16 protein-coding genes are annotated in these 19,313 nt (G+C 66.0%); 1 reads left to right on the forward strand and 15 read right to left on the reverse strand.

The genetic code is table 11. The features are described from left to right. Positions 1-5 precede the first annotated feature (5 nt). The 3 genes from ACT53T_RS03645 to ACT53T_RS03655 form a co-directional block, all read right to left on the reverse strand. Positions 6-1,643, reverse strand: coding sequence for an MFS transporter (locus tag ACT53T_RS03645; RefSeq protein WP_476160142.1), 1,638 nt, complete (start codon positions 1,641-1,643; stop codon positions 6-8). Between the two features lie 128 nt (positions 1,644-1,771). Next, a complete protein-coding gene (locus ACT53T_RS03650) occupies positions 1,772-2,203 on the reverse strand; it encodes a DoxX family protein (protein ID WP_476160143.1) in 432 nt (143 codons plus the stop codon). Positions 2,204-2,263: 60 nt separating this feature from the next. Next, complete coding sequence (locus tag ACT53T_RS03655) at positions 2,264-2,962, reverse strand: pirin family protein (protein ID WP_476160144.1); 699 nt, start codon at positions 2,960-2,962, stop codon at positions 2,264-2,266. Positions 2,963-3,074: 112 nt separating this feature from the next. On the opposite strand from ACT53T_RS03655, the gene ACT53T_RS03660 reads away from it, so the two are divergent. Then, positions 3,075-4,004, forward strand: a complete 930-nt coding sequence (locus ACT53T_RS03660; protein WP_476160145.1) for a LysR family transcriptional regulator — start codon at positions 3,075-3,077, stop codon at positions 4,002-4,004. A 28-nt stretch (positions 4,005-4,032) separates the two neighbouring features. Here the strand turns inward: ACT53T_RS03660 and ACT53T_RS03665 are convergent, their stop codons facing one another. The 12 genes from ACT53T_RS03665 to ACT53T_RS03720 form a co-directional block, all read right to left on the reverse strand. After that, positions 4,033-5,151 carry a DUF1275 family protein gene (locus ACT53T_RS03665; protein ID WP_476160146.1) on the reverse strand — a complete coding sequence of 373 codons (1,119 nt, stop codon included), beginning with the start codon at positions 5,149-5,151 and terminating at the stop codon, positions 4,033-4,035. Further along, on the reverse strand, positions 5,148-6,056 hold the full coding sequence (locus tag ACT53T_RS03670) for a VOC family protein (protein ID WP_476160147.1): 909 nt from the start codon (positions 6,054-6,056) through the stop codon (positions 5,148-5,150). The genes ACT53T_RS03665 and ACT53T_RS03670 overlap by 4 nt, the downstream gene beginning before the upstream one ends. Before the next feature lie 27 nt (positions 6,057-6,083). Next, entirely contained in the window at positions 6,084-7,934 is a 1,851-nt protein-coding gene (locus tag ACT53T_RS03675; protein ID WP_476160148.1) for an amidohydrolase, read from the reverse strand. A gap of 53 nt (positions 7,935-7,987) precedes the next feature. Beyond that, positions 7,988-8,236, reverse strand: coding sequence for a XapX domain-containing protein (locus ACT53T_RS03680; RefSeq protein WP_142861392.1), 249 nt, complete (start codon positions 8,234-8,236; stop codon positions 7,988-7,990). Beyond that, a complete protein-coding gene (locus tag ACT53T_RS03685) occupies positions 8,233-9,450 on the reverse strand; it encodes an MFS transporter (protein WP_476160151.1) in 1,218 nt (405 codons plus the stop codon). The genes ACT53T_RS03680 and ACT53T_RS03685 overlap by 4 nt, the downstream gene beginning before the upstream one ends. Before the next feature lies 1 nt (position 9,451). Continuing rightward, positions 9,452-10,132, reverse strand: coding sequence for a hydrolase (locus tag ACT53T_RS03690; RefSeq protein WP_142861390.1), 681 nt, complete (start codon positions 10,130-10,132; stop codon positions 9,452-9,454). Positions 10,133-10,178: 46 nt separating this feature from the next. Further along, positions 10,179-11,000: an alpha/beta fold hydrolase gene (locus ACT53T_RS03695; protein ID WP_142861389.1), complete on the reverse strand. Its 822-nt coding sequence runs from the start codon at positions 10,998-11,000 to the stop codon at positions 10,179-10,181. A gap of 683 nt (positions 11,001-11,683) precedes the next feature. Then, positions 11,684-12,853, reverse strand: coding sequence for a VWA domain-containing protein (locus tag ACT53T_RS03700; protein WP_476160152.1), 1,170 nt, complete (start codon positions 12,851-12,853; stop codon positions 11,684-11,686). Beyond that, complete coding sequence (locus tag ACT53T_RS03705; protein ID WP_476160154.1) at positions 12,850-15,096, reverse strand: DUF5682 family protein; 2,247 nt, start codon at positions 15,094-15,096, stop codon at positions 12,850-12,852. Before ACT53T_RS03705 ends, ACT53T_RS03700 begins: the two co-directional genes overlap by 4 nt. Positions 15,097-15,100: 4 nt before the next feature. Next, the gene (locus ACT53T_RS03710; protein ID WP_476160156.1) at positions 15,101-16,195 is read right to left on the reverse strand and encodes an ATP-binding protein; all 1,095 of its coding nucleotides are present in this window, start codon (positions 16,193-16,195) and stop codon (positions 15,101-15,103) included. After that, positions 16,185-17,615, reverse strand: a complete 1,431-nt coding sequence (locus ACT53T_RS03715) for a DUF5691 domain-containing protein (protein WP_476160158.1) — start codon at positions 17,613-17,615, stop codon at positions 16,185-16,187. The genes ACT53T_RS03710 and ACT53T_RS03715 overlap by 11 nt, the downstream gene beginning before the upstream one ends. Continuing rightward, on the reverse strand, positions 17,612-19,021 hold the full coding sequence (locus tag ACT53T_RS03720; RefSeq protein ID WP_476160159.1) for an SWIM zinc finger family protein: 1,410 nt from the start codon (positions 19,019-19,021) through the stop codon (positions 17,612-17,614). The genes ACT53T_RS03715 and ACT53T_RS03720 overlap by 4 nt, the downstream gene beginning before the upstream one ends. Positions 19,022-19,313 lie beyond the last annotated feature (292 nt).

Below are 19,313 nucleotides of genomic sequence, written 5' to 3' on the forward strand. Positions count from 1 at the left end.
ACGACCTATGAGGCGATCCGCTCGGAGCCGGAGGCGCTCGATGATGCGGCGATGAGATGCGTGACTTTAGGCTCCTGGTCGGCCCCGAATTGGCGAACCATTTCCTGAAGGATGCGATCGGTGTTCGTCACGCGACGATGCTGCCGCAAATGCTCGAGCCAAGAAGCGACGTAGAAGATTTCGACGAAGCGTCCCTCTTGGGCGACATCTTCGAAAATATCCCAGGCATAGGCCCCGTCGCGGCGTCGTCCTTCGCCGAGCTCGCGGACAGCCTGCAAAAAGGCGTCGCGATGCTGGGAGTCGACAGAATATTCGACGCTGATCATGACGGGGCCTCGATCCGCCTCCGCATTGATCGAGATCACCGGGTTCGGCCAATGCATGGACGGAGTGAGATCCGTGCAGGCGCCTGCGGACAGCTTCCATCGGCGGCTCGGGAGAATGCCGAACAGAAGGCCTGCCGCTGCGACGTAATTCGTCGTCGAAAGATCGAGCATCGTGGCTATTTGCCCCCAGACTGCGCTGCCGAGGGTCATCGCGCCAAAGAAAGCGGTCGCGAACATGGCGAGTCCGCGTCCCCTCACCCAGTCCGGCAGCGAGATCTGCGCTGAAACATTGAGCGTCGCGATCACGAGGATCCAGGAGAAGCCGGCGAGAACACATGCGGCCAAGGCGGGCGTCGGCGAGCGCGCGAGTCCGAGCGTCGCCAATGTGGCCGCTGTGCCGCAGGAGCCCAGAATGACGAGCCCGTCTGCGTCGAGCGCTCGCCTCAGACGCGGAAGCGCCAACGCGCCGATGACGGCGCCTAGACCGATGGCGCCGAGAAGCATGCCATAGATGGCAGGGCCGCTCTCGATTTGGCTGCGCGCGATCAGCGGAAGGAGAGCCCAATAGGCGCTCGCGAAATAGAAGAAGAAAGCCGCTCTCATCAAAGTGGCCCTCAATGGCCGATTATAGCGGGCATGACGAAATCCGATGATCAATGCGCTCATCAGCCGTTCGGCCGGCAGCGCATGCTCGGTGTTCGCAGGCGGACGCCACCATAGGAGCGCGCCGATCACGGCGAAATTGCTCGCGGCGTTGAGCCAGAACGGAGCCGCGTTTCCGAACGCGCCGATGACGACGCCCGCGAGGGCTGGACCAATGGCGCGGCTGATGTTGATGCCGACGCCATTGCCCGCGACCGCCGCGGGGAGATCACGGCGAGGGACCAATTGCGGAACGATCGATTGCCAGGCGGGCGCGGTGAGGGCTGCCCCGATGCTCAGGAGGAAGGTGCAGAGCAGCAAGAGGAAAGGAGTGATGATATCGAGCCTGACGAGCACGGCGCTCGCTGCGGCAACGATGGTGACGGAAATTTCCGCATAGATGAGGAAGCGGCGTCTGTCGACGATGTCGGCGAGCGCCCCGGCCGGTAGTGCGAAAAGAAACATGGGCAGGCTCGACGCGACCTGAATCAGCGATACTGTCATCGGGCTAGCGTCCAGGCCGGTCATCAGCCAGCCTGATGCGGCGTTGTACATCCAGGTTCCGATGTTCGAGACGACCGTCGCGGTCCATATGATCGCGAAAGCACGATGGCGGAACGCGGACCAGAAGGATTGGCCCGAATCGTTCGGCTCATGAGATTTGAGATCGCGCATCGGTCATCTCCTGGCAAAGTTGTTCAGAGCAGTTCGGCGGAGGTCGTTTGCGAGCAGGGTGGGGAGCGCGTCGATGAGTGCTCTGTGTAACCTGCTCGTTCTTTGTCGTGGGTGGCCGGCTCTTTGCTTCAGCTGCGCGCGGCGCTCCTGAGCGCCTGGCCTTCTGCGTAAAGGCGCCCGGCGGCGAAAGCGCCGGGGCCGAGCAGAGCCTGCACGATCAGGAGCGCCGTCCATAGCGCCGGAAACTCCCATCCGCCATTGGCGTTGGAGAACAGCCAGCCATTGGGAAGATGCACGAGCAGCGCGCCGATCATCACGGGAATGAGCGCGACGGACACGATGCGCGTGAGCGCGCCGAAGATCAATGCGAGGCCCCCGCCGATCTCCGCGGCCACGACCACATAGGCGAGCAGCGACGGATAGCCGAGCGAATCGAAAAATTTCGCCGTTCCCGGCAATGTGAACACGAAAATTTTGAGCAGCCCATGCGCGAGAAACAGCGCGCCGAGGGTCACACGAAGCAGCAGAGCGGCGTATTCCGCGTTACGAACATTGGTCATTGTCTCGATCCTTTTTTCACGATTTGAATGGTTGCCGGCGCCCGGGAGCCGGTCCCGAGGTCACGCGGCGTCGACGAGAACGATCTCGCTGTCCTCCAGCGCTGTGACGCGTAGGACGTCGACGTCGCTGATGGCGGCGCCGTCGCGGGCGTTCACGCGCAGATCGTCGATCCGCACGGCGCCGCTCGCCGGCACGAGATAGGCTTTGCGCTCGCGGCCGAGCGTATATTCCGCCGTCGCGCCGGCCTCGAGCGTCGCGCCGAGGACGCGCGCATCGGTGCGGATCGGCAGCGCGTCGCCGTCCTTGTCGAAGCCGGAAGCGAGCGTGACGAAGCGTCCTGACCGCTCGCCCTTGGGGAAGGGGCGCGAGCCCCAACTGGGCGCGCCGCCGCGCGTCGTCGGCAGGATCCAGATTTGAAAGATCCGGGTCGTCTCATTCTCGAGATTATATTCGGAATGCGCGATGCCGGAGCCCGCGCTCATCACCTGCACGTCGCCGGCCGCGGTGCGGCCCTTGTTGCCGAGACTGTCCTGATGCGTGATCGCGCCCTCGCGCACATAGGTGACGATTTCCATGTCGCGATGCAGGTGCGTGGGGAATCCGGAGTGCGGCGCGATCGTGTCGTCGTTCCAGACGCGCAGATTGCCCCAATGCATCCGCTCGGGATCGTGATAGCCGGCGAATGAGAAATGATGCTTGGCGTCGAGCCAGCCGTGATCGGCGCCGCCGAGGCTGTCGAAAGGTCTCAGTTCGATCATTTGCAATCTCCTGTCGCGTGATCGGTCGCTGTCGATGGAGACGGATTTAAGGGTTGCGCGCCTTTCTGATCAGTCGGATAATTTTTGTCGAACTATTCGAGAAAGTTGAAAAGTGAGCAATCCCGGCGCGCCCAGCCTCGACCAGCTGACCATTTTTCTGGCCATCGTCGACGCCGGCAGCTTCGCCGGCGCGGCGCGGCGGCTGAACCGCGCCGTCTCGGTGATCAGCTATGGGATCGCCAATCTCGAGGCGCAGCTCGGCATTGAGCTGTTCGAGCGCGAGGGAACGCGCAAGCCACGGCTCACCGTGGCGGGGCGCGCGCTGCTGGCGGAGGCGCGGGCAATCTCGCGCGGCGTCGAGGATTTGCGCGCCAAGGTCAAAGGCCTGCTCGAAGGGCTGGAGGCGGAGGTCGATCTCGCCGTCGATGTGATGCTGCCGACGGAGCGGGTAGGGACCGTGCTGCGGGACTTCGCGCAGCAATTCCCCACGGTACAACTGCGGCTGCATATGGAGGCGTTGGGCGCGGTCACGGCGATGGTGCAGGGCGGCGCGGCGATGATCGGCGTGTCGGGGCCGCTCGCGCTCGGCGTCGAGGGGATAGAGAGCATAGCGGCCGGATCGGCGGCCTTGGCGCCTGTCGCGGCTCCAGACCATCCGCTCGGACGCATGGCGCGCATCCCGCCCGGCGCCGCGCGCGAGCATACGCAGCTCGTGCTCACGGATCGCTCGCGCTTCACCGAGGGACGTGATTTCGCGGTGATCAGCCCGCGTACATGGCGGCTCGCCGATCTCGGCGCCAAGCATGCTCTGCTGCGCGAGGGCGTCGGCTGGGGCAACATGCCTTTGCATATGGTCGCGAGCGATCTGGCGTCGGGCGCATTGGTGCGGCTCGCCATGCCGGATCATCCGGGCGGCCTCTATCGCTTTTCGTGCATTTGGCGGCGCGAGGCTCCGCCAGGCCCGGCCGCCTCGTGGCTGGTCGATCGCTTTGTCGCGCTCGGCGCAGCCGATTTGCCGGTCGAAGGGCTGAGCGACGTTTGATCGGAATCTCATTCTCGAGAAAACCTCGTCAACCCTTTGCCGGCTCGCTCGATGAGGGATGAAGCGCGCAGAGGATGGTTCCGAGCAGGATCAGCGCTCCGGCCAGGAACAGCGGCGCCGCGAGACCGCTATGGACGACGAGAAACGCGCCGATCCCCGCGCCGAGAAAGATTGCCGCGACACTGCCCAGGCGCCGCGGCCAATTGGCGTCGGCGCCGCCGGCGAGCGGCGAATCCGCGGCGAGTCCGGTCAGCGTCAAGGTCAGAACGGTCGTGGTCAGATCGGGAATCTTGAGCTGCCGAATGGTCGCGTTGCGAAAACCCATGGCGACGGCGGTGAATGCGATGATCGCGTAGATTGTTATCGCCGAGCGCGGGCTCGTGGCTTCGACCCCGAAGGCCATGACCGCGCTCGCCCAGATCAATAGCGCCTCGATGATCGCGGCCGCGGTCAGCCAGCGACGCAGCGGCAGGCCGACATGCGCGCGACCGATGCGTCCGGCGCCGAGCGCGCCTAGCAGAAAGGCGGAGAGGGCGACGAGATAAGGAATCGGCTCGAAGGCAGGCGCCCCTGTCGCGGCGAGGCCGAGGAAGACGATATTGCCGGTCATATTCGCGGTGAAGACCTTGCCGAGGCCGAGCACGCTGATCGCATCGACGAGGCCGGTCGTGACCGACAGCAGCAACAGCAGCCATGGCAGCGGAGACTGCGAGGGATCGTCCATGAGCGGCTTTCGGTCGCGCTTGCCGAGGTCGAGCATGGCGATGAGGGCGAAGCCCGCGACGAGTCCGAGATGCTCGAAAAAGGCGTTCGCCGCCGCTATGCGCTCCGGCCCCTGCATCGTCCAAAAGGGATTGGCGATGAAAGCGGCGAGCAAGGTGAAAATCCCGAGCGCCGCCGCTCCGAGCCACGCCAATCGATCGAGAAGAATGAGCGCTGGACCGATGAGCTCGACCGCGATCGTCAATGCGGCGAAGAGGGTGGGCGGATGCAGTCCGAAATGCGCCTGTTCCGCCACAGCGCCGGGCCAATCCAAAAGCTTGCTCACGCCGCCGAGCAGATAGGCCGCGACGAGCAGCAGGCGAATGAGGAAGCTCGTCCATCGCGACGAGAGAATCGCCGCGATGGGCTCGGAGCTCGCGCTCATCGCGCGCGCGCCTGATGGATTTCGGCGATATAGCCGCCTGGAAATTCGACGAACGCCGCCCGTCGATCTCCGGCGTCATAGGGCTGTGCGACAATTCTTGCGTCGGCCGCCTTCGCCTTGGCGAGCGTCGCTTCGAGGTCGCTCACCTCATAGCCGGTGAAATCGCGGCCCCACGGCCAGGGCAATTGTCCGTTGGAGACCAGAAGCGTGAGCTTGCCATAGCCGGAGGCGATGCGGACGCGGCGGATCGTCCTGTCCGGCTGACCGACTTCGCTCCCGGGCGCCGACTTCTCGTCGGAGAGGATGCGTCCATGCGAGAAGCCGGTCCAGCGACGGATGAACTCATCGGCGGCGTCGGCGGTGAGATAGACGCGGTTTTCGGGGATGCTCGTCAGCGGCGCATAATTCGGCTTGGCCGTATGCCAATAGAGCTGCATGTTCACGCCGCCCGGCCATTGCACCACGACGTCGCGGCCGATGGGGTCGGGGAAGGTTTCGATCAGCCGTATCGCCCCATTGCGTCGCGCCGCCTTCACCGCGGCGTCTATGTCGGTGACGAGATAGCCGGTGCGCTCGGCCCCGAAAGGATAGGGAACGGGCGTGAGAAAGCCGAACACGGAAATCGTGCCCGCAGGCGTGAGCACGAGCTGCGATTTGGTGAGGCTGGATGTGGGCGTGACCTGGAATTGGCCCTGCTTGCTGGTCTCGCCGCCGAATGTCGCGACGAAGCTCGCGACGAATTTGTCGAAGTCCGCCGCTGCGACATAGACATGAGTCGTGTCATATTGCGGTCCCACGGCGAAGTCGGTCGCCGCGCGCGGCCGGGCGGCGGCGGGAGCCGCTGTGGCGATGGCGGCGCTGAGGCCGAATGCGGCGGCCGCGACGAGGAATTTGGTTCGGCGCATATTTATCTCCAATTTCGGAATCGACACTCAAACCGCCCAGCAGCCGCAACCGAAGGCGCCCCAAAAGCTCCGCGCATCGGCTGTCGGAACTTGCGCGCCAAGCGCGGCCGCATGGTCGTGCCCATGCACGGCGCAGGCGGAAACGCAGCCGCAGGCGGAGGCCAACTTTCGCGTGGCGTCGGGCGCGCGGCGATAGCCGCCGAAGGAGGCGACGGGCGACCAATCTGGCATGGCTTTCAGCAGCGCGGGCGCGAGCGTGGCGTAATCGCCTTCGCCGTGAACGATCTTGCCGCCGAGCAGCGTCAGCACGGAACGTATGTGGACGATCTCGCTTTCGGCGACTTTGAAATAATCATCGGACAGCAGCGCGAGATCGGCGAGCTGCCCCACTTTGATTTCGCCCTTCTTGCCTTCTTCGTTCGAGAACCAAGTGTTGGCTTCGGTCCAGAGGCGCAGCGCCGTCTCGCGATCGAGACGGTTGCGCGCGGGATAGAGCGTGAGGCCGCCGAGCGTCCTGCCGGTGACGAGCCAGGAGAGCGAAACCCATGGATTATAGCTTGCGACGCGCGTCGCATCGGTGCCCGCGCCGACCTTCAGGCCGGCGGCCATCATGCGTGTAATCGGCGGCGTCGCCTCCGCGGCTTTGGCGCCATAGCGCTCGACGAAATATTCGCCCTGAAACGCCATGCGATGCTGAACGGCGACGCCGCCGCCCAGAGCCGCTATGCGGTCGATGTTGCGCTCGCTGACTGTCTCGGCATGGTCGAAAAACCAATTCAAGCCCGCGAGCGGAATATCTTTGTCGACCTTCTCGAATACATCGAGCGCGCGGCCGATCGTCTCGTCATAGGTCGCATGGAGCCGCCAGGGCCATTTGCGTTCGGCGAGCAGGCGCACGACCGGCTCGAGATCGGCTTCCATGCTCGCCGGCATGTCCGGACGCTCGACGCGGAAGTCTTCGAAATCGGCCGCGGAATAGACCAGCATTTCGCCGGCGCCATTGTGGCGATAGAGATCGTCGCCATCGCCCGGCTTCACCTTCGTCGACCAATTCGCAAAATCGGCGAGCTCTTCCCGCGGCTTTTGCGTGAAGAGATTATAGGCGATGCGCAGCGTCAGCTCGCCGTCTCGATGCAGCGTCTCGATGATCTGGTAGTCGTCGGGATAATTCTGGAATCCGCCGCCGGCGTCGATGACGCTGGTGACGCCGAGCGAATTCAGCTCGCGCATGAAATGCCGGGTGGAATTCAGCTGATAATCATGCGGCAGCTTCGGACCCTTGGCCAGCGTGGAATAGAGAATCATGGCGTTGGGCCGAGCGAGCAGCAGTCCGGTCGGATTGCCGGCGGCGTCACGAACGATCTCGCCGCCCGGCGGATTCGGCGTGTCCTTCGTGTAGCCGACGACGCGCAACGCCGCCGCGTTCAGCAAGGCGCGATCATAAAGATGCAGAATGAACACCGGCGTCTCGGGCGCCGCGGCGTTGATCTCGTCCAGAGTCGGCAAGCGCTTCTCGGCGAACTGATGTTCGGTGAAGCCGCCGACGACGCGCACCCATTGCGGCGGCGGCGTGTTTTCCGCCTGCTTCTTCAGCATCGCCATCGCATCGGCGAGAGTCGGCACACCGTCCCAGCGCAGCTCCATATTGTAGTTGAGCCCGCCGCGGATCACGTGAATATGGCTGTCGATGAGGCCGGGCACGAGCCGCCTGCCGCCAGCGTCGATCACATCCGCGTCGGGCGCCGCCGCGCGTATCTCCGCCTCGGAGCCGACGGCGAGAAATTTGCCGTCACGGATCGCGACGGCGCGGGCGACGGGATTGGCGCGATCGAGCGTCGTCACCTCGGCGTTGACGATAATCAGGTCCTTGGCTTTCATTTCGAGCCTCCGGTGGCGCGAGCCTGTCATTGATGGATACCGACGCGTCCGCGTCAGCCGTCGCGGTCCCTATTCGTGGGGAGCGGCCCCAGAACATGCTGCGAGCAATCATGGCGAATGAAGCGGGTGAGCTCGGCTCGATCGGCGATCCGTTTGGCGATCGGAACGATCTGCTCGCCGAGCAATATACCGGCGAGCCCGACGAGCGCGACGACCGGCGGCGCGGGGGAGCGGACGCCGAGCAGGCTGTAGATGACGCCGATCAAAAGTCCGGCGCCGAGGGATAGGAGATAAGAGCTCATCGCGTTTCGCTTCCTGCTTCTCGTGAGAGTGACGGGCGCGGCGGGGCGCGAAGCTGAATAGCGAGCGCCGCCGCGCTGAACGCCATCCCCAAGACGGCGACCGCCGGCCATTCGCCGAGCCGCCAAGCGATCATCGCGCTGAACGAGCCCCCCGCGCCGCCGAGGAACATGGTCGTCATGAACAGAGTGTTGAGCCGTCCGCGCGCGTCGGCGCGCAGCGCATAGATCACATGCTGATTGGACACGAGCGCCGCCTGCATCGCCAGATCGAGCGCCAGAACGCCGGCGACGAGTCCTGCAAGATCGCTCCAGAGAGCCATCCCCGCCCAGGAAGCCAGCGCGAGAGCCGCGCCCAGGCGAACGATCGTGGACGGTCCGCGCGCGTCCGCTAGGCGTCCGGCGAGCGGCGCGGCGATTACGCCTATTGTTCCGACCACGCCGAACAAGCCGGCGGAGCCGGCTCCGAGCCCGAGAGGCGGCGCTGCGAGCCGTAACGCCAGCACGGTCCAAAAGGCGGAAAAAGCCGCGAACAGGAAAGCTTGCGTGAACGCGGCGCGCCGTAGCGCCGCCAGATCGCGCCAGAGGCGCCGCAGAGAGCCCATCAGCTCTGGATAGGGGAGGCGCAGCTCGCCGCGCACATCGGGGAGAATGGCCTGGAGAGCGAGCGCCACCAGCAGCATCGTCGGAGACGCGGCGAGGAACATGGTGCGCCAGCCGAATTGTGCGGCGACGAAGCCGGCGAGCGTGCGGCTCAGCAGCACGCCGAGCAATAGTCCCGACATCACCGCGCCGATGGCGGCGCCCCGCCGCTGTGGCTGCGCGAGCTCCGCTGTGAGTGGAACGAGCTGCTGCGCGACGCTCGCAGCGAAACCGACGAGCGCCGAAGCGATGGCCAGCGTGAGCGCATCGGGCGCCGCGCCAGCCAAGACCAGCGCGATCGCGAGCAGCACGAATTCAGCGACGATCAGCTGCTTGCGCCGCGTGACGTCGCCGAGCGGCGTGAGCAGGAACAATCCCGACGCATAGCCGAGCTGCGTCAGCACCGGAACGCTCGTCGCCGCGCCAGGGCCCAGCGACGCCTCGATCAGGCCGAGCATCGGCTGGTTGTAATAAATATTGGCGACCGCGAGCCCGGTGGCCGCGGCGAGCGTGAGCAGCAAGCCGCGGCTGAGACGCTCTGCCGCGATCTCGTCAGAGCCGCCGAGCGTGTCCATGCTAGACCGCCGGGACGGGCGCGAGCGTGGGACCATGCGAGACGCGCTCCGGCGCCTTGTGCACCATCGTATAGGCGTAATCGACGCCCATGCCGTAAGCGCCGGAATGCTCCTTCACGATCGACATGACGGCGTCATAGCTTTCGCGCCGCGCCCAGTCGCGCTGCCATTCGAGCAGGACCTGCTGCCAGGTCACGGGCACGACGCCCGCCTGAATCATGCGCTGCATGGCGTAGTCATGCGCTTCCTTCGACGTGCCGCCGGAAGCGTCGGCGACCATGTAGATTTCATAGCCGCCTTCCAGCATGGCGCAGAAGGCGAAAGAATTGTTGCAGACCTCGGTCCACAGGCCCGAGACGACGACCTTCTTACGTCCATTCGCGGCCAGCGCGTCGCGGACCTTCTTATCGTCCCAGGAATTCATCGAGGTGCGCTCGAGGAGCGGCGCCTCGGGGAAAACGGCGAGCAGCTCTGGATAGGTATGGCCGGAGAAGCTTTCCGTCTCGACGGTGGTGATCGTCGTCGGAATCGCAAACACCTTCGCCGATTTGGCGAGGGCTACGGCGTTGTTCTTGAGCGCCTGCCGATCGATCGACTGAACCCCAAAGGCCATTTGCGGCTGGTGGTCGATGAAGATCAGCTGGCTGTTCTGCGGCGTCAGCAATTCGAGCTTAGCGGTCATGTCGTTCTCCAATTGTGGATTGCGGATTTGGGCGGCGCCTCGCGCGTCAGCGCTTGATGAACGCGAGCACGTCGTGATTGAATTTCTCTGGGTCGGTTTGGGCGAGGCCGTGCGATCCGCCGGGATAGACCAGAAGCTCGCCCTGCGGCGTCAGCCGAACGGCCTTCCGCGCCGAGGCCGCGAGGGGAACGATCTGATCATCATCGCCATGGATGAACAATGTGGGGATCGTCATCTTGGCGAGATCGGGCGAATAGTCGAGTTCAGAAAACTCGCGGATGCAATCGTAGAGCCCCTTTAGCCCGCCCTCCATTCCTTGCAGCCAGAAGGCGTCCTCTAGCCCCGCGCTTCGCTTCGCGGCATCTCGGTTATGGCCATAGAAAGGAACGGCGAGATCCTTGAAGAATTGCGATCGATTGCTCGCGACGCCAGCGCGCGTGCTGTCGAACACGTCCATCGGCAGACCTTCTGGATTGGAGGACGAGGCGAGCATGATCGGCGGCACGGCGCCGACGAGCACGGCTTTTGCGACGCGACCGACGCCATGGCGTCCGACGTAGCGTGCGACCTCGCCGCCGCCGGTCGAATGCCCGACGAGAACGGCGTCGCGCAGATCGAGGAGCTCGAGCAGCTCGGCGAGATCGTCCGCGTAGCGGTCCATCGTATTGCCGTCCCAGACCTGCTGGGAGCGGCCATGGCTGCGACGGTCGTGCGCCACGACGCGATAGCCGCGCATGCCGAAGAACAGCATTTGCCCTTCCCATGCGTCGGCCGTCAGCGGCCAGCCATGCGAGAATACGATCGGCTGGCCGTCGCCGAAGCTCTTGTAAAAAATTTCTACGCCGTCGGATGCGGTGAAGTAGCTCATGCTCTCGGCTCCTCGGCTGCCGTGATCGGAGGCGCGTTGCGGCTCATCGCGCAACTTTTTCTGAGAAATGCACGAGCCGTTCTGGCGATGCCTTCCTCGTCGCTCGCTTGAAAGACTAAGTCCGGGCCGGCGCCTCGGTCTTGAACGTTCGGCGTGGCCTTATAACGATCGTGCTCGGCGGCTCGGCTCGCGGGCAGATCTGGGCGAGGTAAGTCTGAGAATACCGTGATGGGAACCCGGCCCCGCACACAAGATTCCTGACAGTCCCGATCTTTGTCAATTATTCGACACGGCCAATGGATCGAGATCATGCGGAGAGGGAGGGAGATGACGTCGGCCATGCTCGGACAATGCGCTGGGGCTTTGCAGCGCTGTCGCGGGCCGATCTCAGAATTCGAGGATTATCGTGCACTTTTCGTGCAGTCCGCGGCTTGGGCATGAGGGAGATCGATATCGGCGCCGGTCTGTGGTGAGCGCTCGTCGCTTTGCGGGGCAGATCCCTGGCCCGTTCCGAATCAATCTTCGGAGAAGTGGTCCCGTATCGATCTCCCTGGCGGGCGGGGCAGTAGGCGAAATGTGAGCGCGTAAATCGTGGAAAAAGCGATTGTTCAAGCGCCATCACCGCGGCGGATGTTATGTCGCTCGTGCTCCGCCGGCGAGCGATCGTTGGTCTACCGCCTCAGCTAAATACGGCCGGTCGCTCTCACGACGGCGATGTCGTTCGCGGCGGCCCAGGCGCCGATGTCCCGCCTAGTGAGCGCCGTCGCCATGAGGCCCGGAAACTGGTCGGGTGTGCAGGCGAACACGGGACAGTCGAGCGCGGCGATCAGCCCTGCGTGATTGGCGTCATAGCCGGGGCGGCCGAGATCCGACAGAGCGAGCAGGACGATGACATTCACGCCCGCTTGCTTCAGCGATGCGACACGGGCGATCATGTCCTTCGCACTTCCGCCCTCGAAGAGATCGCTGATCAGAACGAGATGCGTCTTCGCCGGCTGCTCGACGAGGCCCTCGCAATAGGCCAGCGCCTTGTTGATGTCGGTGCCGCCGCCGAGCTGCACCCCGAACAACACATCGACAGGATCGGCCAATTGCTGGGTGAGATCGACGATCGCCGTATCGAAGCAGACGAGCGAGGTGCGCACCGCCGGCAGCGACGCCATCACCGCCGCGAAGATCGACGCGTAAATGACAGAGGCCGCCATCGAGCCCGATTGGTCGACGCACAGGATCACATGATCGATATCGGCGCGCTGCTTCGACCGGCGCGCGAAGCCGATGAGCGTCTCGGGCACGATGGCCCTATGCTCCGGCTGATAATGGCGCAGATTGGCGCCGATGGTCCGGCGCCAATCTATGTCCGCCGCGCGGGGACGCCGCGTGCGCTTTTGGCGGTCGAGCGCGCCGCGCAGCGTTTCGAGCGTCCTATGCGCGAGGCGCCGCATAAGCTCGTCCACCACATGCCGCACGACGAGGCGCGCGGAGCACTTGGCCTTCTCCGGCATCGCCGAACGCAGAGACATGAGGTCGGCGACGAGATGCACGTCGGGCTCCAGAGTCGCGATGAACTCCGGATCCAACAGCAGCGCTTTGAGATTGAGGCGTTCGAAGGCGTCCTTCTGAATCACCTCGACGACGGAGGCCGGAAAAAATTCGCGAATGTCGCCGATCCAGCGCGCGACGCGCGGTGCCGAAGCGCCGAGCCCGCCACGGCGGCCGGTCTTGGGGTCGCTCTCATAGAGCGCGCCGAGCGCGCGAGAGAGGCGCTGGTCAGCGTCCGAAAGAGCGGCCTCCGCCTCCTCGCCGCCGACCGCGAGACGCCAGCGGCGCATGCGTTCCTTGTCGTTGGTCATGACGCGGCCTCGAGTCCGAGAATGCGCAGCAGCAAAGGAAGCGCGGCCGCAAAGGCCGGATCATCCTCCTCGGGTTCTGGCGCGGGCGCGTGCGAGAGCGTGCGCCGCCCTTGCGCGACGCCATCGATAAGCCGGATGCGCGCCGTGCTGTCGAAGCCCGAGAAGGCGCGTCGCAGCAAGGGAAGCGCGGCGAGAAAGGAATCGTCGTCGAGATCGACGATGAAAGCGTCCACGAGCGCGAGCAGCGCCGCGTCCTGAAGCAGAATTTCCGCGCCGCCGGCGACGAAATGCTCGAGGAAGGCGCCAGCCTCCAGCGGCGCGGCGGACATGCGGCGCGCGAAAGCCGCGGCGGCTGCCTCCGCGGTCCAGAGGCCGAGATCGAGGAGGCGCCGAAGCGCGAAGCCCGCCGCCGCCGGCGCGCTCTGCTCGTCCTCGACGATGAGCGCCAGCGCCTTGCGCCAGCCGGCGACGAGATCGGGCGCGTCGAAGATCGCCAGCGCCTCGTCGAAGCCGCGCATGGCTGCAACGCGCGCCGCGGCGACATCGGCGGCGAGTTGACGCGAGCCGATGCGCACGCCCGCATTGACCTCCACCGCGAGCGCATGCACCAGCGCGCGCAGCGCCTCCTCGGGGAGCCGCCGTGCGACGCCATAGCGCAGCGCGCTCGCGAGCGGCGCGACGGCGAGCATCAGATCGGTGAGATCGCTGGCGTCGACGGCGAGCGCCTGGAGCGCTGAGATCGCCGCTCCGGCGGCGTCGGGAAGATCGGCGACGAGGCTCGCGCGGACGATCTTGGCCATGTCCATGACGCGCGCGCAATGCGCGGCGCGGTCGCGGATGATATTGCCGGCGGCCTCCTCGATCGTGACGCCGTAGATCAGCGCCTCGGCGAGCGCGACCGAAAATTCCGGACGCCAGGAGAGGCGCCAGATTTCGCGAAACGTGCCGCGGCCGGCGTCCGCCTCGATGAGCGTCCCCCAGGAGACGCCGAGCAGAAGCAGCCGATGCAGCAGCGTCGATTTCGCGAGACCCGCCTCGGTGCGCAGATCGAGACGTATGTCGCTCTCGATATCCTTCGGCTCCAGCCTCACGCGCTTCTGCCAGAGCGCGAGATCACGCGCGAGCGGGCTCTGCGGCGCGTCGCCGGAAATCTCGCCGATTGTCTCGCCGATATAGAGCCGCCGCTCGACGACGCGCAGCGGCACAGGATCGCCATTGCAGAGCGCGGCCAGCGCGCCATCGCGCATCTCGTCGAGGCCGGGCGTCGCGAGATCGCGCAATCCGCAGAGCGACAGTGTGAGCCGCGCGGCCTCTATGGCGGCGGCGGGCGAGGCGGCGAAGCCCTCCGCGCGGAGCAGGGTCGCCGTGCGCGCCTGCCAGCCGGCCGCGAAGGATAGGGGCTCGAACGTCTCTTCGCGATAGGCGCGCCAGAGATGTCGGAACCAGCCGGGCGAGACGACGCCGGCGCCATAGCCGGAGGCAAAGGCGAGACGGCTGTCGGTCCAGGGCGCCCAGGTCGCTTCGACCTTCACTTTCGCGAGGCCTTTGATCGTCGCTTTGTCGACCGTGGGCGAAACTTTCGCGCGGAGGCCGTCGATGTGCCAGGCGCCGACGATCGCGACCACGGCGCCGCCGAAATCCTGAAGCGCCTTCCGGATGGAGAGACGCATGAAGGCTTCGCGGATCGCGTCGCGACGGGCGGCGGGCGCGCCGCTCTCCTCGGCTTGGCGGCGCGCCTCGGTCATGGCTTCGCCGATGGCGGCGAAAGCGGCGACTGGATCGCTCGCGCCGCCGCTCTCCTCGACGAGCGTATTCCACAGCGCTTCGCCATTGGCGACGCCGGCCGCTTCGGCCAGAAGGTCGAGCGGGTCGGAGCGCTGCGCCTCCGCATTCTCCTCCGCATCCTCGTCCTTCTGCGTGAAGGCGAGAGAGACGCTCGCCGGCCAATCGATGAAGCGCAGAGGACGGCCGCGCGCGAGCGCCCAGCGCATGGCTTGCCATTCGGGCGAGAATTCCGCGAAGGGCGCGAAGACCGCGCGCTTGGCCTCGCCCGGCGCGTAGAACAGCATGGCGACCGGCGGCTTCAACCCGTCGCCGCCGACATGCGGCGCGAGCGCTTCGCCTTCCGGCGCGCCCTCGATCAGCACGACGGCGGGGTCGAGCCTGTCGAGCGCGGCGACGAGCAGCGCCGCCGAGCCCGGCCCGTGATGGCGCACGCCGAGAAGATGGAGATGGGAGTCCATCGCGTCAGATCACGTCGCGGATCGCGCCATAGAGATCGTCCCATCCCTCGCGGGAGCGCATCACATTCTCGAGATATTCTTGAAGCGCGACCATGTCCTGCACCGGGTCCTTGACGACGGCGCCGACGAGATTGGCGGCCATGTGCTCGGCCGCCATCGCGCCCTCGCCGAAATGCGCCGCCTCGGCCCAGGCGCCGACGCCGACGGAGATCGCCTCCGCCGTGGAGAGCGAGCCAGAGGGCGTCTTCAGCTTGATCTTGCCGTTCAGCGTCTTGCCGTCGCGCAATTCCCGAAACAGAGTGACGATGCGCATGAGCTCCGCATCCGGCGATTTGATCGGCGGCAGGCCGAGTCCTGTGACGGTCTCGCGCACGCGCTTGACGACGATTCCGGTCTCTTCCTCGATCGTCGCCGGCGACGGCAGCACGACGACATTGAAGCGCCGCTTCAACGCGGAGGACAATTCATTGACGCCCTTGTCGCGATTATTGGCCGTCGCGATGACATTGAAGCCGCGCCGCGCGTCTATGGCCGTGTCGAGCTCGGGGATCGGCAGCGTCTTTTCCGACAGCACGGTGATGAGCGTGTCCTGCGTGTCGGAGCCCATGCGGGTCAGCTCCTCGAGCCGAAGGATGCTTCCATCCTCCATGGCGCGCGTCAGCGGCGTCTTGACGAGCGCGTCCATGGATGGACCATGCGCGAGCAGCATGGCGTAGTTCCAGCCATAGCGGATTTGATTCTCGTCCGTGCCGGCGGTGCATTGAATGAGCCGCTTCGACGTGCCGGAGACGGCCGCCGCGAGATGTTCCGACACCCATGATTTCGCCGTGCCCGGCAGGCCGAGCAGCAGCAGCGCGCGATCCGTCGCCAGCGTCGCGACCGCCGTCTCGACGAGGCGCCGATTGCCGACATATTTGGCGGAGATCGGCGTTCCGTCCTTGGCCTTTCCGCCGATGAGATAAGTGACCGCCGCCTGCGGCGACATCAGCCAATTCTCGGGCCGAGGCCGGTCGTCGCCGCGCCGCAGCGCGTCGAGCTCCTGCACGAAAATATCTTCTGCGGACCGGCGCAATTTCAGTTCGTTCATATTATTGGCCATGGGTCGAAATGCTTTCGAGACTGTCGAGAAGATCGAGCGCGACGAGGCTTTGCGCGGCCGCATCCGAGGCGTTGGCCTCGAGACGCGAGCGCAGGCGCGGGTGGAATTCGGCGGGCGCCAGGGCGACGAGGCGGGGCTGGAGCGCCGCTTCGACGGCTTGCGCATCGGCTTTCGCCACCAACTGAAAGAGATGGTCGAAGGTCGGCGCGGCGAGCGGGGCTTCGAGAATGCGCAGCAGACGGCTCATCGCTTGCGCCAGCACTCCACCGCCGCGAGCGTCGGGCGCTTCCGCCTGCAAAATGGCGGCGGCGAAGGACTGCCGATCGTCCGGCGGAAGATCGAGGCTGTCGGCGAAGAAATCCTCGATCAGCAGCCAGAGCGGATCGGCGCCGAGGGGCGCGACCTTGCGGAAGAGATCGAAGCGGCGAGCACGGAGCGTCATCAGCAGCATTGCGCCGAGGAGCGGCGCATCGCCCTTCGCCGCCTCGATCGCTTCCTCTTCTGTCGCGCCGAGCGCCGAGACGAAATCGGCGATCTCGATCTCGGAGAATGTCTCGCGCACCCATTGACGCCAATTATTCTTTGCCACGGTCGCCGGCAGCTCCATCGTCAGCGCGAGGCGTTTGCGCAGCAGGCCCCGGCTGCCGACGCGAATGCGTTTCATCGCCTCCGCCAGCATCGGATCGGCGCCGGCGAGCTTGCCGAGAAGGCGCGCGGCGAGGTCGCGCACCTTGGGCGCGCGATCCTTGGCGAGCCCTTCCAAAAATGCGCGGTCCTCGACGCAGAGCCCGACACGAAAGGCTTTCAGCAGACGAAAGCGCATGTCGGCGGACTCGCCGGACCAAACGGCCTCCGCCAATTCCCGCGCGCGGGGCGCATCGCTCAGCCGGCGCCGCTCGAGAAAATCGCCGCGGCGGGCGGGCGTGGCGTCGATCCAATTGTCGTCGACGATGAATTCCGCGTCGAAATAGCTGCGCCGTTCCTCGATCGCCTTGTCGCGCTCGATGAAGGCCAGCGCGTCGGCGCCGAACCGTTCCGCATGCGCGCGCAGGAAGGGCTCCAAGCGGTGAAAATCGAAAGGATGCGGCGCGACGCGCGCGCGCTCCATGGCGAGCGTGACGGCGAAAGCGAGATCGTCCTGCGGGGAGAGCGCAGGCTTGCCGGAAACGAAGAGACGAAGCATCAGCGTGCGCTGCTCTTGCCTAACGAGGCGCCGCCCGGAGTCGCGCGGACCGACCGCGAAATAGGTTTCCGGCGCGGGCGGCAGCGCGAAGCGCAACGCCGTCGCGAGCAGCGCCAGAGCTTTCAGATCGGCCTTCGGATCGGCGGGCGGAACGGCGAGGCGCGAATAATCGAGCGCGCGTCGCGACGTCCCGACGACGAAGCCGGGCAGGAGAGAGGAGACGGCCGCGCGCCTCATGCCTGCGTCCATCGGCCGAGATCGGAACTCGCTTCGGCGAGGAGAAATCCGCGTCCATCCCAGAGGCCGACGCCGTCGAGTCGCGACGCCATGGCGAGGCCGGGCGCGGCGGCGTCCTGCTCCGAAGCGAGCGGCAGAGCGAAGCCTGCGTCCGTCTCGTCGACGAGAAAGGTCCCGGAGGCGGCGCGTCGGACGCGCGCGCCGTGGAAGGCCATCGGCCAGATATCGAGCCAGGGCCGCGCGGCGAGCGCGCTGCGATAGGTCTCGAAGGCGCGCCCGAGCGACTGCTGGGGGAGAGGCGCCGCGGAGCTCTGCGCCGAAGGCCCGATCTGGCGCGCGACCAGCGCTCGCAACGGCACGGGAGAGCCGTAAAAGACAAGCTCGGCCTCGAACCCGTCTCCAGTCGAATAGCCGAAAACGTTGCCGCCGCCGGACAGCGGCACGAAATCGAGCAGCAACGCAAAGCGCGGCCCTTGCGCGTCGCGCTCGCGCAGGAGCCAAGTCTCGACCCGCCTCAGCCGATCCGGCTGGACGATGGCTCGCGTCAGGAACACGCGCCAACGACCCGAGACCCGCAGCGCGCCGGAATCGGCGAGCAAGGCCTCGCGCGTCTGCGTCCAGCCGATCATCTGGCGCACGTCGTCGCGAAGCGGCGCGTCGAGCGTCGCCTGCCGACGATAGGCTTCCGCGATCAGATGAAGCAGTCCGAGCTCCTCGGCGGCCGCCTGCGGACGCAGCGCCTCGCCGAGTCCGAAGAGCCGCGCCGGTAGGCTGTCGAGGCGCGTCGCGAGGCCGGGGGCCTTGGCGTCGACGAGGCGCTCCGCCATCTTGCGGCAGGACGAAGCCGCATCGACGACGAAGACGGCGAGGCCGCGCTCGATCTGATCCTTCAGCCAGACATCGAGCTCGTCCAGACCCGCTAGCACGCCCGCCTCGCGCGCTTTGCGGTTTTTCTCGCGCAGAGCGGCGGCGCGGGCCTCCGCCTCCGGGGCCGTCTCCGCGGTCGCGTTTTCATCGAGGATCGCCTTCGCGATCGAGGTCTCGCGCGGGGGCTGCTCGGCGGACTCGGCGGAGGGGCCGCGTCGACGCGCCGTCCAGTCGCGCACCCATTGCGGAGCCTCGCCTTGCGCAAAACTCGCCTGTCCCTCGACGCGCAGCCACATCAGCGCGAGCGAATGCTTGCAGGGAAATTTTCGGCTGGGGCAGGTGCATTTATAGCCGGCGTCGGTTTCGCAGACGATGACGCGATAGGGCGCCGAGCCGGACCCCTGCGCCTCGCCCCAAACGAGCCCCTGCTCGTCGCTCGCCAAAGTCGGCCAGCTCGAGGGTTTCAGGAGCTTGCGCGCCGCAGCGAGCGAAGCCTGGTCCGGCGCGAGCGCCTCGATGCGAGTGAGAGTGAGCGCCACAAAATCACCTTGCGCCTTGGGCGACGAATAGGCTGAAACGAAACTGTGCGGAGAGAATAGCCGATCGGAGCGTTACTCCCAAGTGTGTCGAGGCCGGCTCGGTCGCTTCGGAAAGAGCCCGCGAGCCTCGTGGCTGCGGCCGGAAGGCGCCGGAACCCGACCTTGCTAAGTGCGTGTCTGAACGCCCGGTTAAGGGCCGGGAGCGGGCTGGCAGCCAGAGCTGGCCCCGCTTCTCTGGACAACTCCCCGCGGATTTTAAGTGGATCTCTGCCGAGGTTTGCTGAACGCGGGG

This window comes from Methylosinus sp. DMC45, assembly GCF_056313885.1.

Coding starts and splice junctions, on each gene's coding strand:
- ACT53T_RS03715 (WP_476160158.1), bottom strand. CDS start 17,615: ATGAGGCGCGCGGCCGTCTCCTCTCTCCTGCCCGGCTTCGTCGTCGGG.
- ACT53T_RS03680 (WP_142861392.1), bottom strand. CDS start 8,236: ATGAGCTCTTATCTCCTATCCCTCGGCGCCGGACTTTTGATCGGCGTC.
- ACT53T_RS03705 (WP_476160154.1), bottom strand. CDS start 15,096: ATGGACTCCCATCTCCATCTTCTCGGCGTGCGCCATCACGGGCCGGGC.
- ACT53T_RS03710 (WP_476160156.1), bottom strand. CDS start 16,195: ATGGCCAATAATATGAACGAACTGAAATTGCGCCGGTCCGCAGAAGAT.
- ACT53T_RS03650 (WP_476160143.1), bottom strand. CDS start 2,203: ATGACCAATGTTCGTAACGCGGAATACGCCGCTCTGCTGCTTCGTGTG.
- ACT53T_RS03675 (WP_476160148.1), bottom strand. CDS start 7,934: ATGAAAGCCAAGGACCTGATTATCGTCAACGCCGAGGTGACGACGCTC.
- ACT53T_RS03700 (WP_476160152.1), bottom strand. CDS start 12,853: ATGACCAACGACAAGGAACGCATGCGCCGCTGGCGTCTCGCGGTCGGC.
- ACT53T_RS03690 (WP_142861390.1), bottom strand. CDS start 10,132: ATGACCGCTAAGCTCGAATTGCTGACGCCGCAGAACAGCCAGCTGATC.
- ACT53T_RS03695 (WP_142861389.1), bottom strand. CDS start 11,000: ATGAGCTACTTCACCGCATCCGACGGCGTAGAAATTTTTTACAAGAGC.
- ACT53T_RS03670 (WP_476160147.1), bottom strand. CDS start 6,056: ATGCGCCGAACCAAATTCCTCGTCGCGGCCGCCGCATTCGGCCTCAGC.
- ACT53T_RS03655 (WP_476160144.1), bottom strand. CDS start 2,962: ATGATCGAACTGAGACCTTTCGACAGCCTCGGCGGCGCCGATCACGGC.
- ACT53T_RS03645 (WP_476160142.1), bottom strand. CDS start 1,643: ATGCGCGATCTCAAATCTCATGAGCCGAACGATTCGGGCCAATCCTTC.
- ACT53T_RS03685 (WP_476160151.1), bottom strand. CDS start 9,450: ATGGACACGCTCGGCGGCTCTGACGAGATCGCGGCAGAGCGTCTCAGC.
- ACT53T_RS03665 (WP_476160146.1), bottom strand. CDS start 5,151: ATGAGCGCGAGCTCCGAGCCCATCGCGGCGATTCTCTCGTCGCGATGG.